This is a genomic window from [Clostridium] fimetarium (assembly GCF_900111235.1).
GTDB lineage: Bacteria > Bacillota > Clostridia > Lachnospirales > Lachnospiraceae > Clostridium_N > Clostridium_N fimetarium.
The window spans coordinates 1-16,102 of sequence record NZ_FOJI01000008.1; the positions used below are offsets into that span (position 1 = coordinate 1).

Consider the following 16,102-nt stretch of genomic DNA (forward strand, 5'->3'; position numbering starts at 1 on the left):
GCTGTAACAAACTCCATCCGGTGTTCTACAAATTCATCAATATCATCACGGCACGCTTGTTTATATTCCACAATATGTCTCCTCACCTATAAAATCAATAATATTTTATATTGTCTTGATTGTGAATACATAATAAATATAATGGGTAGTTCGTTGTTGGAAGAAACTGAGAATCAGATTACCTTTACAAATTATAATTTCTGGACTTAGCTTATGCTAAGTCTAATTTGTGACAACCGTATTTTTGTCTGCTATCAAAAAATAATTGGATAAGGCTTTTATAATATGGAATAAAGACACCCTCATCGTCCATAGAATTTGATTTTTTTATATTATTTATGAAGTAACCAATTCCGCTAATTTAGCCGCAACATCTTCCATTGATTCCTCAATAGTACTTAAACCACTTCGCGAGCCAAGTAACGGACTAACTTCTCGTAAAGCCTCAAAAGTCGTATTATGTAAAATAGGGACAAGTAAATCACGAGCTAGCAAAGCTGAAAGTTCTTTATCTGCTATTCCTTCACCCTTAACACGTTTAAGAAATGAGGGTGTAACCAATACAATACCGACACGAGATTTTACCAACCCTTTATCAATTTCACGAAGTAATGATGAACCTAAAAAAACATCCTTTTCACTAAACCAAGCAGTTACACCTTTTGATTCAAGTATATCGTGTAATTCTTTAGCAGCACCATTACGGTCTTCCCAAGCGTGACAAAGAAAAACATCTCGTAAATCTGGTAATTCCGGACGCTTCTCAATATTTTCACGCACAGGATTAAGTGTTCGAATTTCCGCAGGAGTATATAAAATAGTAGAACCAACCGAAGACCAACGTGCTTTCTTCCTAATTTGTCCGCCACCACTACTACGACTTGTAGAACTGTTTGATAATGAAGAATACTGTGAAGAATATGCGGGATAAGTGTTGTAACCTCGATAACTACCTCCACACGCTGGGCAGTTTGCCCTTCCACTTGCTGTGTGATGACCATGAATTGGTGCTGTGCATCTTGCCATAATTTTAGTCCTCCTATTTTTTTTAAAATTTATTCGTCTGTGTGTTATAAAATTTCAATTTCTAGTTTCGTTTCTCATTATATTGCTTATGCAATCATAATTATATGTCCTTTTTCCGGCTCTGCATCTTTCGAAAATTGCGCACCAGCAGTGATCCATGCGAATAGTGGCAAGAAGGTTTTTGAGTTGTGTTTAAACATAAGTAAACGCCCTCTTGTCGCTGTTCATTGGGTGAAGCCCGTTGAACTTTATCGCTTACTTGTTTGAATAATTCATTCCTTTCTCATACCTTTTCTAGCCTTACCATACCAGTATAGTAGTCGGGTGACAACCATTCCTACTCAGAGAGTTTTCATCGGTGCATCACTTAATTAGTATTCAAATGGAAAGTTTAAATTTTAGGTAACAATGGTAGGTTTGCTTTTTCATACTGTTCTACAATGAAATCTGCATAACTAGAATATCCATGCTCGTATAAATATTTCATAAATATTCTCCACGGTGGAATATTACTTATGTAAATATTTACATTTGAAGTAGACAATCCACCACCTTGTGATGTTGATAGCCCACCATATTGTGCCGTAGATAATCCACCATATTGTGCCGTTGACAATCCCCCGTATTGAGCCGTTGACAATCCCCCATATTGCGAAGTAGAGAGTCCTCCGTACTGTGATGTAGACATACCACCATACTGTGATGTAGAGAGTCCTCCGTATTGAGACGTTGATATACCGCCATACTGTGATGTTGATAGTCCACCATATTGTGATGTTGATAATCCACAATATTGCGAAGTAGATTGATTACGAGGCCATTTACACATCTTAACCCCAGATTGTTCATATAATTTAATCATGTTCATCCTCCTTTCATTCAAGCAATATTGCTCTACCATTTTTATTTGTCAGGTCATATTAACGTAGCACCTAATCATCCGTAAACTTTATAAGCTTCCCATTATTGCGATTATAAGTAACTCAATTCCATTTAAAATCTCAATATACTAATAACATAATGTATCAATTCATCTACAGTATTACAATTGCATTTAAATAAAATGTTAATAAAAAAACAGCAAAAAAAAACAGATTTCCTTTTGGGGAAAACTGTATTCTATCAAACTATTTTAATTATAAAATCCCCTAATAAAAACAAATAGCACTATATTCCCCAATATTTTGCACTAAATTCATTTTATTACAAATGTAATTTTATTACAAGGTAATAATAGTAAAAGCGACTTTATTCCTTATAATTAATAGCCTTCTTGACTCCCCTTGATTTGAACTTCACCGAAACACCACATTCTTTTCATTCCGTTTAATTTATCATCTTCCAATCTCTAAATCCCATTTTTTCAGCCGCCTGATATACCGGCAACATAATATTACATAAAGTATTGCAAAACTCCATTTTCTCCAGATTCGGTTGGTACAATTGTCTTCTGACTTCCGATTCATTTAGATTATTATTCGCACATTTCTCAAATGCGTCATGAACAGAATCATATTTCCAAACCATTTCATATGCGAAGTATTCTATTTTACATAATGATTTAAAATAAATATCCCACGTTGGTAAGTTATTGCTTTTGGCATTATTAATACTTCTTGTTGTTGGATTAAGATTCCACAGTTCATCATGTGTTACATAGGACCAAGGAATGAAGTGATCAATTGAAATGGTATCTTTATCAGTCAAGCGATTTCCTCCATATATTTCTGTGACCGGATGAATCATAATAATCACTTAGGATTTATAACCTCTCGTTGATATTCTCTCAAAAATATTTCAATTCCTTTTTCTAATAATGGAATTATTTTTCCAACCTTAATCTCTGAACTCAAATAGTCAAATAGTTCATCTTTCTTAAAAACAATCTTTTCATCTATTGAATCGGTTACAATTAACTAGACAGATTTTTAAGGGCATATATTCTTAATTCATATAATGAAAGGAAGTCAAAATTATGTCCGAGAAAAAACAACCTATACCACGTCGTACTTTTAATGACGAATTCAAGAATTAATTAGTTCGGCTATATCGCTGTGGCAAACGTAAATGTTTTAAACTTTGTATTCTTAATATGCATGTAATACAAAAGGCAACACCTTTAATTATAGACCTTTAATAAAATCTAAACTCAAGAATAAGTTCTTCTTTAGTTTTTTTATTTGTAACTTTCTTATATAAAGTAATATCTCCATCACTGCTTATCTTTATAGGTGACATATTCCCATAACTAACTGCAGATCTTGCCGCTGTTGACCTAGCTCCACTTACTTCCTTTATCCCCTTAGCTGTTTCAATTATTGCTCCAAACGCTTTTACATCCCCATTATTTGAATCTATTATTAATGCTCCATCTATAGATGCTAATTCAAGAAAAATATTTCTATTCTTTATTTTTCCTGTATTGATTAATGACACCTGTTGTATAGATTTCACTAGTTCTTTTCTAATACCTTTAGATGTAACATGTGTTAAAATGCTCTCTTCGTTTACAACATGCTTTTCAAAATCATTGTCTAATGCAACAATAATTAAAGCACCATGCCTTCTGTAACTTAGATCCCAACATATATCAAATAGATTGCACTTTATTCCATATACAGTATTATTTAATACATCTTTATATAAATTCTTTACGATTGAATCATCGTAAACAACAATATTTCCTTTTCGTATTGAAATAACCATCCCAGTCTGTTTGTATACTATTATATCACCGGAATGTGTTAATGATATTGCAACCTTATCAGTTCCCACTTCATTCGCAAACGGTTGTAAAAAATTAGGTACTGATGAATATGTAGCTTTATCAGTTACTGTCTCCCACATAATAGTTTTATAATCTATTATTCTTAATTCTTTATCCGCCACAAAATAAACATAATTAGATCCCGCCATTACATCTATTAACTTTGCTTCACTTTGCTCAGATAAATTCACCGTTCCTTTTGCTTTCGTATCAATTATAATATTTTTAACTATAGGAAGATTTTCATATGTTCTTCTTTGTAATTTCTCCATATTATCTAATATCTTATACCACTCTAGTTGAGTTAGGGAGGTTTCAATTTCTAACCATTTTGTTGCAATAGCCTTCTCTACATAATTTTCCTCCATTTCGGAACTATACAAATTCAAACCACAAAATGAACTTGACATATCCTCAATATAGCGAAATATATTCCCTATATTTCCTCCTCTTCCGCCTGTATTATATGTAATATATAAAAAATCACATCCATTTAAATTAAGTTTAAATAATCTTCCCCAGTCAATATCCGCTGCATTATTATTTAAAAGTAATTGTGGAATTACATTCTCAACAATTTTTGCCAATTCATATTCTTTCATCCTATATCTCTCCTTTATTTGTAATAAACTCTTCTATTTAGATTACTATTTTCCTAAAGTATTTTACTTCCCATCGGTATAGAAGTAATTATGTTATCCTCAATCTCTTCGAAAATTAATTAAAATGGGAAATTTGATTAAAGGAGTACCTGTAAGAACTAGTGTTAGCGAAGGGCAATGGGAAATAGCTCTCGTTAAGGTAGCCGATGAAGGAAGAATTGTTGGCTTTACATTTCTTGCTTATTTTCTTCTTCATCTTCTATTTATTTTTTTTATATCTTGCAATAAGATGATGGTTGAAACTGGATTGTTTCTCTAACTTTTCTACTTCTGTAAGTTTCTTAATCTCTTGGTTAATAGGACTTAATTCCGTTGAGAGCTTCCCTGCTTCTTTAAATTTCTTAATCTCCTTGTTAATAGGACTTAACTCCGTTGAGAGCTTCCCTGCTTCTTTAAGTTTCTTAATCTCCTTGTTAATAGGACTTAACTCCGTTGAGAGCTTCCCTACTTCTATAAGTTTCTTAATCTCCTTGTTAATAGGGCTTAACTCCGTTGAGAGCTTCCCTGCTTCTATAAGTTTCTTAATCTCCTGGCTATAGGAACTGAACTCCATCGCGATCTTTCCAGCTTCTGAAATTGCATTAATCTGTTGACTAATGGAACTAAACTCCATTGAGCGCTTAACTGCCTCTACATTCTCTATCATTTGAAAATTATCAAGAATATTATCAGAAATTTTCTTTGACTTTTCAGCATCAATTGCTTCTTTCAGTGTCTCGCTAAAATCATTATTACTATGATTAAATAGTGTTACCATTTTGTTATTAAGTATATCGCTAATTGCTCCATTGAGTTCTTGATTCGCAGCCAAGTATATTTTTTTTATTTGTTTATAGACATCTGCAGTAATGTTATGGGCATGCATAATGTTATTACGATAATTTTTCATAGTAACAAAATTTTTCCGCAAGATTGGTGCTATACCGATGCCTAACAATTTATCCCATAAGGCTTTTTCTTCAAAACTAAACAAATCATCTATCAGTTCACTTTTGGTGAATTTCCATGATTTTGCATTTATCTTTGTTTTAGCCATTTTTATAAAATCATCATCTGTAAATATAAGTTCAAATAATGTTCCAAATTCCATTTTCTCAAGATCACAAATCACTGCTGTATCTGTAGCACTACCTGACAGTTTGCTTGCAATGTAAAGTATTTTACGTAATTTCCGCTCAAATTCATTTATTAAAGGATACAGTATTTTATTAAAATAGAAAGCACACTCATTCGTTAGCGTAATACAATTAAAACGCTCTGTAATATCATCATTTATTTTAGACAAATCTAAGGTACTCTGTTCATTTTCTCCAACCATTATAAATTCTGCAATCCAAAAACTAGAATCTTTTATATTTTTAATTGATATATTTAATTTCCCCTCTTTATACCTCAAAATGTCTTCTTTTAATTCTTCGTCTGAAAACAAGTATTCTAAAATCATTTAGATTTTTCCTCCTCGCTACTACCTCATTACTTTTATAATGGTAAATAATTAGCCAATCATTCCGTTTATAGTATATTAATTAATTAGTTGTACATACAATATTAGAGTTGAACAAATAGTAAACTAAACTTCCTACTATTGTTAAGGCAGTTTAGAGTTATTCTGATCTATCCCAAATAAACATAACGGGAAATGTTGCATTTTTATTTTCCAAAAATTATCTTGGTATTTCAGTTGGCAAATATCCTGCAAGGGCATTAATAATATCTCCGTGTTTTTCTCCTCGTAACAGTGCAATAAGCGTTGGGCAGAATGCATTATCATTAAGGCCGAAAAAGTGCCCTATTGTTTTTGCAATGTTCTTTTCATTGAATACCTTGATGACTTGGGTATAGTCATTACCCGACAACACAGTCTGAAATTTCAATTCTTGATTTGCCCTTATTTGCTCATAATCAATAGATTCAAGAAGCGTGTCCAATGATTTCTTCGACTCTGTTTCATTTTTCTTGGAAATCTCTGCGCTCATGAGCATATATTTTATTTCTGCTACAACGGCCTGGCATACCTGACCATTAAGCTGATTTGTAAATCTTTGAATAATATAGTTCTTAACTTCAACAAATACCTCATCGGGATTTCTACCTATATGTATTGCCAATAGACGCAGTAACTCTTCCACTAAAAACAGATTTTCCACTTCGGCAACATTAATGGTAAATATATTGTTTGTCTTATACTTCTCGATTTCATAATCGGAACGAAAATCTCTATCGATAATTCCAAATACTTTGCAATGGTGAAGCACAGGATTATTCTTGAACGCTTTCGTACGTGTTATGACCTGCGTACAGCTACCACATGCAATGACTTGATATTGAGGATAAAGTTCAGTATAAAGTTGTGTATCATAACTGTTCTTTTCGCCTTCAACAAATAGTACATTATTTCTGTTACCTATGATATGCAAGAGTAAATCTTCCGGAAGGTCGTCATTTTCAATTTTTTCAAGTTTCCAATTGAGGCCATCAAATTCACGTATCCAGATTTTATCTGCATCACTATGCATAGCGGCAAATCCAGTATCATGTGTAATATATATAAACAAGCAATCAGGGCGGTGCTGTTCCAAAGTCGACCACAAACGATTCATAATTGAACGATGTAAATGAATTTCAGGCTCGTCCATTATGAGAGTTTTATTAGCAGGAACGCATAACACTTGGGCAGCAAGGTAGAGGACCGAGCGTTCACCATCGCTCATTTGAGTTGCTGAATATACATGTTCATAGCTGTCTTTTTCAAGAACAGCATAGAATTTCGAATCATCTATCCGCAATTTTCTTTGTGGAAATACTTCATTCCAAATAAACTGAAGCTTGTCAATAGCTGTCTTTGACGTTTGTGGTTTCTCCTTATTCTCATCCTCGGCTTTCTTACATTCGGCAATAAAAGTTTCATTTTCATTATTTTTCAGGGCAATCAAAGCTGCTAGTACATTTTCAAAATCGTTCATCATTTTTGTTGTATATGACGCTCCCCAATCCCAACGCACACTTTTTCCAATCTTTTGATTAGATTCATTCGATCCATAAAAAACTAAATCTTCAGCCTGTGAATAACTTCTCAGTGTAATATTTTCATTGAAATTCAAGTTCCTTTGGGCACCAATGCGATGTACATTTTCAAAACTCTGCTGTTCAATCCAAGCACCAAGTTTACTCTTGCCGACACCATTTGCGCCAATAATAATTACTGAATTTGAAGTGGTTCCATATTCTTGCTTTTGCCCTTGTTCATCGGGTAAACAGTATGTAAAATTCATATTTTTGTTCCTTCCTTATATGTAATCTAAAATTTTTCTACTATTATTTCTATTCCGAACTTATCTATATAAAAATGCAAAGTTAATCTATTTCTTTGATTTCTACTCCTAAATCACCATTTGTATTGTTCTCATTATTACAGCTTTCAACTCTTACTTTGCTAAAGTTAATATAACTATATTAACTAGAGTTGCAATTAACATTACTCCTGTCATTATTGTAATCCAAATAGTAGATCTAATCATAATTTTATTAGTATTCTCATTACTACGCCTATTCAGTTCTTCGGCGTAATAGTTTAATCCTACTGATGTATAATTTGCAGTTTGATCATATAGTTCAACTAACTCTTCATCAGGTAACTTTCTCAGTTCTTTAAGTCTTAGGCTCATAATATTTCCTCTTCATTAATAGATTTTTTCAACTGCGCATTATTGCTATAATACGTACCTCATTTCTCTAAAACATGTCTTTCTCTTAATTATTAAACAAAACCTAAATATCCCATTTAAATAACAAAGAAAAGTTACAAACTCATATATCAGGAGTCTATAACTTTAATAATTCATAATATTCAATTATCTTACATATTTTCCCCATAAATTATTATATACCATTTAATGGGAAATTCAACTATATTTTAATAATAGTTATCAGACGTTATCAGATGTTAATTCTACCTTTTAACAATTCTTTTAACAATCCATACAACTTCCTAAAAGTCTGTAATCCCCAATATATACCGCTGCATTTCCAATATATCAAAGAAGCTGACTTCTTTATCTCCTGTTACATCCGCAGCTGACAATTCGATGTTAGTAAGAATTGATATTCCAGAAATATATTTCTGAATGGAATCAATCTTTATTTTTGCCCATAATACGCATTAGCCCCATGTTTACGAAAGAAATGTTTATCTCGAATACAATCTGGTGCAGGTTTTACATTGGGATTGATCAGTTCTGTTTTTGATGCCATCTTAGCCACTTCCTCCAGAACAACAGCATTATGAACAGCTTCAGCTGCGTCTTTTCCCCATGTGAAAGGTCCATGGTTTGTGCAAAGCACACCTGGCGTATACATCGGATTCAACCCACGTTTTTCAAATGTCTCAATAATAACAGTTCCTGTGTTTTTCTCATATGCTTCATCTATCTCTTCAGGCGTCAAACTTCTTGCACATGGTATCTCACCATAAAAATAATCAGCATGCGTAGTTCCATAAAGAGGAATGCTTCTGCCTGCTTGCGCCCATGCGGTAGCTTCTGGTGAATGAGTATGTACTATTCCACCGATTTCTATATATTTTTTATAAAGTTCCAGATGTGTCGCTGTATCAGAGGATGGTTTATACGTTCCTTCGATTTTATTTCCATCTAAATCCATAACCACCATATCATCTACTGTTAGTTTATCATAATCAACACCGCTGGGTTTGATAACGAAATAACCTGTCTCACGATCAATTCCACTAACGTTGCCCCATGTAAATATAATTAGGCCACGTCTTGAAAGTTCCATATTTGCTTCATATACTTGCTTTTTCAGTTCTTCTAACAAAGTAAATTCCTCCTGGTCTTTTACGCACGTAGACTATCTACTGCAGCACGTTCAATTTTAAGTCCGTTCATATATTTTATCATAAATAAGTCAAACCCCTTCACATCTTCTGGATCTGGAATGATTTTCTTTCCCTGATCGCCACAAAACACTTTGTTTTCTAGATAAGTTGCAAGGCTTTCTTCTGTTTCTTTATTTTTCATGTAACAAGCAAGTATCGCAATTCCCCAGGCTCCACCTTCTCCAGCTGTCTCCATAACAAAAACAGGAGTGTTCATTGCTGCTGCCATAATCTTTTGGCCAACGCCTTTTGTCTTGAAAAGCCCACCATGTCCGTACATCTTATCTACACTAATATCCTCTTCTTTAAAGAGAATATCTAAGCCTATTTTTAATGTTGCAAGTGAACTGTACAGATGCGTTCTCATAAAATTAGCAAGATTAAAATTGTCCTCTGCTTTTCTTGCAAACAATGGAATGCCCTCTTTAAAACCAGTTATCGGTTCACCTGAAATATAGTTATAAGCAACTAATCCACCACAATCTCTATCTCCCTCCAACGCTTTATTATAAAGCACCGAAAAGAGTTGATTACGATCCACTGAAATTCCATAACTTTCTGCGAATTCTTCAAATAGATTTACCCATGCATTTAAATCAGACGTACAATTATTACAGTGAACCATTGCAACCGGAGCCCCTTGTGGTGTAGTAACCACATCAATCTGAGTATGCACTTCTTTCAGGGCATGTTCCATGACAATCATTGCAAAAACCGATGTTCCAGCTGATACATTACCAGTACGAACTGCAACACTGTTAGTCGCTATCATTCCTGTTCCTGCATCTCCTTCTGACGGACATACTGGAATTCCTGCTGCAAGATCACCACTTACATCTAATAATTTTGCACCTTCTCGTGTTAAATATCCAGCACTTGCACCCGCTGGCAAAACCTTTGGCAATATATCTGTGAGCTTCCACGAATATGCACACGGTCCAACTATTTCATCAAATTTTGCTAACATATCTGCATTATAATCACAATTCTTACTATCTATGGGAAACATTCCTGATGCATCACCGACGCCCAATACTTTTTCGCCTGTTAATTTCCAGTGAACGTAACCTGCTAATGTTGTAAGATAATCAATGTTTGTAACATGCTCTTCTTTGTTTAAAATGGCCTGGTACAAATGTGCAATACTCCAACGCTGTGGAATATTAAAAGAAAATTCTCTAGTTAACTGGTCAGCCGCCTCTCCCGTACTAGTATTTCTCCATGTACGAAATGGTACAAGAAGTGTATCCTTTTTATCAAATGCCATATAACCATGCATCATGGCCGAAAATCCTATTGAACCGATTTGGGTTAATTTTACCCCATATTTATTTTCTACATCTATTTTCAAATTCTGATAACAGGCTTGTATCCCACTCCATATATCATCTAATGTGTATGTCCATATGTCATTCTCATAACGATTTTCCCATTCATGACTTCCGCTGGCAATTGATATATGATCTTCACCAATTAACACCGCTTTGATTCTAGTAGAACCAAGTTCAATTCCCAATGCAGTATTCCCATTTTTTATTATTTTCTCAATTTCCATGGTTTCTCCTTTTTAGGTGCAACTTACCATATACCCATACACTCTACTTCTATTATATATAAATGGTATATTAGTAGAATGGCATTTTTATCAAATTGACTAGCAAATTTTGATTATTAAATTGACTTTTTGCAATCTAAAACATATAATTTTCATATGATGTGATTTAAATAATAGGAGGATGTAGTGTGAGAAATAAAACATTTGAATTTGAGTCTAGGAAAGATAATTTTACCTGCTATATCCTCGATGAAATAAAGAGCCTTCCGCATTTGCATAATCATGTGGAGTTCATGTATGTCATTTCAGGTAAAACAAATTTAACAATTGGTAATAATACAACATGTTTATCTGCAGGTGATATTGCTATTGTTTTTCCTAATCAGATTCATTGCGGTCAAGTTCTTGAAAAGTGCCAGATTTTGTTTTTTATTTTTACACCTGAATTTTTACCATTATTAAAAACCACCTTAAATACACAAATGCTTTCACAACCAATTGTAAATATATCTGAATTATCCAAACTGGCAAAGGAATCAATAGCAAAAGTACTAACATTACAACAAACATTTCCGAATGATAGCAGTAATTTTAATCGACAGGTACAGTATACGGGGATTTTGTTTATCATTCTAGGAGATATTTTTGATAACGGAACGCTCATTAAATATAGTAATGATAAAAATACAAATATGTATCAGACTATTTTAGAATACGTTGATACATATTGTTCAAAAGACATCTCATTAAAACAAATGAGTCGGGACTTGGGGATAAACATGTATTATATTTCGCGCATTTTCACGCACAACTTCAACATATCATTTACAGATTATATCACTCAGAAAAGGCTGTTATTGGCCTCCTCCTTGCTATTAGAAACAGAAATGAACATCACCTCAGTCATGTATGAATCTGGATTTAAAAGCGAGCGAACCTTTTATAGAAGTTTTAAATTATTTTTCAATAAAACGCCATTGGAATATAAAAAATTCAATTCATAAACTATCCAATACATAAATAATCAATACATAAGCAATCAATACATAAGCAATCAATACATAGACAATCACAATTACGCTTTATTCTAATTCTTCTAATATCTCTTTTAATTTCAATGGATCTCCATTGGACTCTTTCATCGCTTCGCTAATCAAATCATAACCATATTCAACTGTATACGCTGTGGCAAATGCATAAGAGGCTTCTAGTAGTTGTCTGCACCTTTCCTCATCCGGCAAGATGTGTTCAACGCATTTTGTACGAAAGGATTCAACCGCATCAATCAGCAGTTGTAAACTTTCGAGTAAAGAATCTGCAATCAGGGGCATAAATGCATTCAGTTCAAATTCTCCGTGAGATGCCGCCATCGTAATTGCCGAATCATTTGCAATCACCTTCATCGCTACTTGCATTACCATTTCCGGAATGACAGGATTGACTTTTCCAGGCATGATTGTACTTCCCATTTGAAGGGCTTTCAGCGTGATTTCACCAAATCCTCCTTTGGGTCCAGAGCTCATAAGCCGAATGTCATTGGATATTTTCATTAAGTTAACCGCTAGTGATTTCATCAATCCAGACACTTCCACAAACACGTCGTTGTTTTGCGTAATATCCATTGGATATTCAGCAGGTGAAAGACCCATACCTGTATATCCTCTAAGAATCTCTAATATTCCAAACCGGTATTTTCTGTCTGCGTTATTTCCAGCGCCTACTGCTGTTCCACCAAGGTTTACCTGCCTTAATCGTTCTTCCACTTTATATAGTCTCCAACGATCTCTAGAAATTGCTTGTGCATAAGCTCCAAATTCCTGTCCCAAGGTGATTGGAAGGGCATCCATTAATTCTGTACGTCCTAACTTTTGAATATGATCAAATGCATTTTCCTTTTGTTGAAATGTTTGTTGTAATTGAGAACACTTGTCACTTAATACACGAAGCTTCTCAATTGCTGCGATTCTTAGTGCTGTCGGGTAGACATCATTTGTTGATTGGCCCCTATTTACATCATCTAGCGGATGAACATACTGATATTCCCCATACTGATGACCTAGTTTGACTAAGGCAAGATTTGCAAGCACTTCATTTACATTCATATTTGTTGATGTTCCAGCTCCCCCTTGAAGGGCAGATGTAATAAATGCATCTTCATACCCGCCCGCTAGGATTAAATCACAGCATTGTTCAATTGCTTCATAAACACCAGGTTTACCAATTCCAAGCGTTTGGTAGGTATGTGCAGCCGCTTTCTTGATTTGTACGATTGCAGCAATCAGACTTTGATCTGTATTCTTATAATTCAGATTGAAGTTTTCTTTTGCCCGTGCAGTTTGAATTCCGTAAACCACACTATCCCCTAGTGATTTTTCTCCTATTGAATCCTTTTCCATTCTCATTTGGTTTACTCCTCGATTTCTGCCAAAATCTCTGGGAACATGGCAACACTTCTGGTTAAAATCCCTTGCATATAGGCAATTAGGATTCCGTAATTTGTAAATGGAACTTTCATATCTTCTGAACATTTCTGTCTATATTTCATCTCTCTATCATTAAGCATACATCCACCGCAATGCACAACTAGTTTGTATTCATCTAAATCTTCTGGATACTGCGTACCTGATGTAAAATGAAAATCGAACTGCTTCTGGGTGTAGTTTTTAATCCATCTAGGCAATTTTACAGAACCAATATCATCACATTGCTTGTGATGTGTACATCCTTCTGCAATCAAAATTCGATCTCCAGCTTTCAGTTCATCAATGATTTTTGCACCTTTTACAGCAGTTTTCAATACTCCTTTATACCTGGCCATTAAGATTGAAAATGAAGTCAAATATATATCACTCGGTGTATCTGCATTTACTTTTGCAAAGACTTGGCTGTCTGTTATAACGATTTTCGGTTTCTTTCCTAGATTTTCTAAGGTGTTTCTTAGTTCAAATTCTTTTACTACAATTGCAGTTGCATCCGATTCTAATATATCTCTTATTGTCTGCTGTTGTGGGAGAATCAATCTTCCTTTGGGCGCAGATTTGTCAATTGGGACTACCAGAACCGCAAAATCCGAAGGATTCAATATATCACCAATAATGCGGAGCTTGATTTCTTCAGTTCCTATAAGTGATGCGATCTTTTCCTTTAATTTGTCTATATGTTCCCCAGTTTTTGCACTAATCAAAATTTCATTCTCTGTAAGTTTCATTGATGTTTCAGCAATGTCGGATTTATTGAAAGCTACTAGGTAAGGAATATTCTTAGCTGCAAATAGGACAATCAGATTCTGATCATCTTTTGTCAATCCTGCTTGAGCATCAACAACAAGAATCGCAATATCTGTTTTATTCAAAACCTGGCGACTTTTTTTTACTCGTAATTCACCAAGTTCACCTTCATCGTCAATTCCTGGCGTATCAATAATAATAACTGGTCCAAGTGGAAGCAATTCCATAGCCTTATAAACAGGATCTGTCGTCGTTCCTTTTACCTGCGATACAATCGCCAAGTCCTGTCCCGTCACTGCATTGACAACACTTGACTTTCCTGCATTTCGCCTTCCAAAAAAAGCTATGTGAATTCTGTTTGCTGCTGGAGTTTCATTTAATCCCATATCAACCACCTTCCTATGGCTTGCTTTTGCAAGACACCTTATCAAAATTTGAGCCATATATATTATCCTTGTATTTTAAAAGCTATTTCAAACTTACCACTCTCAATCGAAAGTCTGGAGTCCTTAGAATCTAAATCAACGTTTTCTTAGAATCGAAAGTCTCGGTTTCCCTGACTGATTTTTACAAGATTATCAAGTACCACTTCTCTTACCTTTTCTTTTGGAATATTAGATATTTCATCTAATATCATCTTTTCTCCAACAGCCTTCGTCTCCTCAGATGCGTAATCTTCCAAATATTCTTTTAAAGTCATAAGAGCATTTGGATGACAGCAATTCTGAATCTGCCCACTCTTTAGTAACTTCATGAAACGGTCACCCGTTCTGCCTTCCCTGTAACAAGCAGTGCAAAAACTTGGTATATATCCAAGGTCCATAAGCCATTTTACAATTTCATCAAGTGTCCTGTTGTCACTTAATTCAAATTGTTTAGAATCTTCATCCTCTGCCTCTGGTTTAGAATATCCGCCAACACTAGTTTTAGATCCACCGCTCACCTGAGAAATTCCTAGATGAAGCACTTTTTCTCGGCATTCTTGACTCTCTCTAGTTGAAACAATCATCCCTGTATATGGCACACTGATTCGTATACATGCGACAAGCTTTGCAAAGGTGTCATCGTTAATTCCATTATCAAAGCTTGAAGGATCGATATCATCAGCCGGTCTGATTCTTGGAACACTAATTGTGTGTGGTCCTACTCCAAATACCGTTTCTAAATGCTCTGCATGCATCAGTAATGCTGCAAATTCATATCGATATAATTCAAGACCAAAAAGGACACCTACGCCCACGTCATCAATTCCGCCCTCCATCGCTCTATCCATGGCTTCTGTATGATACTCATAATCATGCTTAGGTCCTGTTGGATGTAACAATTCATAACTTTTTTTATGATATGTTTCTTGGAATAAAATATAGGTTCCAATCCCTGCATCCCTTAATTTTGCGTAATTTTCAACTGTCGTAGCCGCTATATTTACATTAACTCGTCTTATTTCACCGTTTTTATGTTTGATGCTATATATCGTCTTAATGGATTCTAAAACATATTCGATTGGATTATTAATAGGATCTTCTCCCAACTCTAGGGCAAGTCTTTTATGTCCCATATCTTGAAGCGCAATCACTTCTCTTTTAATTTCTTCCTGTGTCATCTTTTTTCTTGTGATATGTTTGTTTTTCAGATGATATGGGCAGTATACACATCCATTGATACAATAATTTGAAAGATATAATGGTGCAAACATTACAATTCGATTACCATAGAAATCCTTCTTTATCTGCTCTGCAAGTGCATATATCTCTTGGTTTTTCTCCTCAATATCGCAATCTAAAAGAACAGCTGCTTCTTTGTGCGTCAGCCCTTTTCTAAGACGCGCTTTCTCGATAATACTGTCAATAAGTAGGGCATTGTTTTTGTTTTTCTCTGCATAGGCTAGAGTCGTAAGAACTTCTTCATGATTAATAAATTCTCCTGCTTTTTGTGATTTTGGATTATACATATTTTTTCCTTCTTTCTTCA

Annotated in this window: 14 protein-coding genes; 1 reads left to right on the top strand and 13 read right to left on the bottom strand. The window is 34.4% G+C overall.

Annotated elements, in window-relative coordinates; all coding sequences use genetic code 11:
• Positions 1–336 precede the first annotated feature (336 nt).
• From BMY18_RS10855 to BMY18_RS10895, 10 genes are all read right to left on the bottom strand, one after another.
• Positions 337–1,026, bottom strand: a complete 690-nt coding sequence (locus BMY18_RS10855) for a toll/interleukin-1 receptor domain-containing protein (protein WP_092453907.1) — start codon at positions 1,024–1,026, stop codon at positions 337–339.
• 391 nt (positions 1,027–1,417) lie between these two features.
• Positions 1,418–1,888 carry a hypothetical protein gene (locus tag BMY18_RS10860; RefSeq protein WP_207647444.1) on the bottom strand — a complete coding sequence of 157 codons (471 nt, stop codon included), beginning with the start codon at positions 1,886–1,888 and terminating at the stop codon, positions 1,418–1,420.
• 464 nt (positions 1,889–2,352) lie between these two features.
• Positions 2,353–2,733, bottom strand: a complete 381-nt coding sequence (locus BMY18_RS10865; protein ID WP_170841378.1) for an HNH endonuclease domain-containing protein — start codon at positions 2,731–2,733, stop codon at positions 2,353–2,355.
• A gap of 426 nt (positions 2,734–3,159) precedes the next feature.
• Positions 3,160–4,395 carry a diadenylate cyclase gene (locus BMY18_RS10870; RefSeq protein WP_092453911.1) on the bottom strand — a complete coding sequence of 412 codons (1,236 nt, stop codon included), beginning with the start codon at positions 4,393–4,395 and terminating at the stop codon, positions 3,160–3,162.
• A 259-nt stretch (positions 4,396–4,654) separates the two neighbouring features.
• Entirely contained in the window at positions 4,655–5,899 is a 1,245-nt protein-coding gene (locus BMY18_RS10875) for a hypothetical protein (RefSeq protein ID WP_092453913.1), read from the bottom strand.
• A 220-nt stretch (positions 5,900–6,119) separates the two neighbouring features.
• Positions 6,120–7,727: an AAA family ATPase gene (locus BMY18_RS10880; protein WP_092453915.1), complete on the bottom strand. Its 1,608-nt coding sequence runs from the start codon at positions 7,725–7,727 to the stop codon at positions 6,120–6,122.
• A gap of 153 nt (positions 7,728–7,880) precedes the next feature.
• Positions 7,881–8,120: a hypothetical protein gene (locus BMY18_RS10885; RefSeq protein WP_092453916.1), complete on the bottom strand. Its 240-nt coding sequence runs from the start codon at positions 8,118–8,120 to the stop codon at positions 7,881–7,883.
• A gap of 323 nt (positions 8,121–8,443) precedes the next feature.
• Positions 8,444–8,596 (bottom strand): dockerin type I domain-containing protein, encoded by a 153-nt coding sequence (locus BMY18_RS21795; protein ID WP_170841388.1) that lies wholly within the window; start codon positions 8,594–8,596, stop codon positions 8,444–8,446.
• Positions 8,593–9,288 carry an L-ribulose-5-phosphate 4-epimerase gene (locus BMY18_RS10890; RefSeq protein WP_092453917.1) on the bottom strand — a complete coding sequence of 232 codons (696 nt, stop codon included), beginning with the start codon at positions 9,286–9,288 and terminating at the stop codon, positions 8,593–8,595. The genes BMY18_RS21795 and BMY18_RS10890 overlap by 4 nt, the downstream gene beginning before the upstream one ends.
• 20 nt (positions 9,289–9,308) lie before the next feature.
• A complete protein-coding gene (locus BMY18_RS10895; RefSeq protein ID WP_092453918.1) occupies positions 9,309–10,904 on the bottom strand; it encodes a xylulokinase in 1,596 nt (531 codons plus the stop codon).
• Positions 10,905–11,092: 188 nt separating this feature from the next.
• Between BMY18_RS10895 and BMY18_RS10900 the strand changes: the two genes are divergently transcribed.
• Positions 11,093–11,908, top strand: coding sequence for an AraC family transcriptional regulator (locus BMY18_RS10900; RefSeq protein ID WP_092453920.1), 816 nt, complete (start codon positions 11,093–11,095; stop codon positions 11,906–11,908).
• Positions 11,909–11,986: 78 nt separating this feature from the next.
• Here BMY18_RS10900 and BMY18_RS10905 read toward each other — a convergent pair whose 3' ends face one another.
• The 3 genes from BMY18_RS10905 to hydG form a co-directional block, all read right to left on the bottom strand.
• Positions 11,987–13,306, bottom strand: a complete 1,320-nt coding sequence (locus tag BMY18_RS10905; protein WP_092453922.1) for an aspartate ammonia-lyase — start codon at positions 13,304–13,306, stop codon at positions 11,987–11,989.
• A 5-nt stretch (positions 13,307–13,311) separates the two neighbouring features.
• Positions 13,312–14,517, bottom strand: coding sequence for a [FeFe] hydrogenase H-cluster maturation GTPase HydF (gene hydF / locus BMY18_RS10910; protein ID WP_092453924.1), 1,206 nt, complete (start codon positions 14,515–14,517; stop codon positions 13,312–13,314).
• 146 nt (positions 14,518–14,663) lie between these two features.
• Positions 14,664–16,082: a [FeFe] hydrogenase H-cluster radical SAM maturase HydG gene (gene hydG / locus BMY18_RS10915; RefSeq protein ID WP_092454248.1), complete on the bottom strand. Its 1,419-nt coding sequence runs from the start codon at positions 16,080–16,082 to the stop codon at positions 14,664–14,666.
• Between the last annotated feature and the right edge of the window lie 20 nt (positions 16,083–16,102).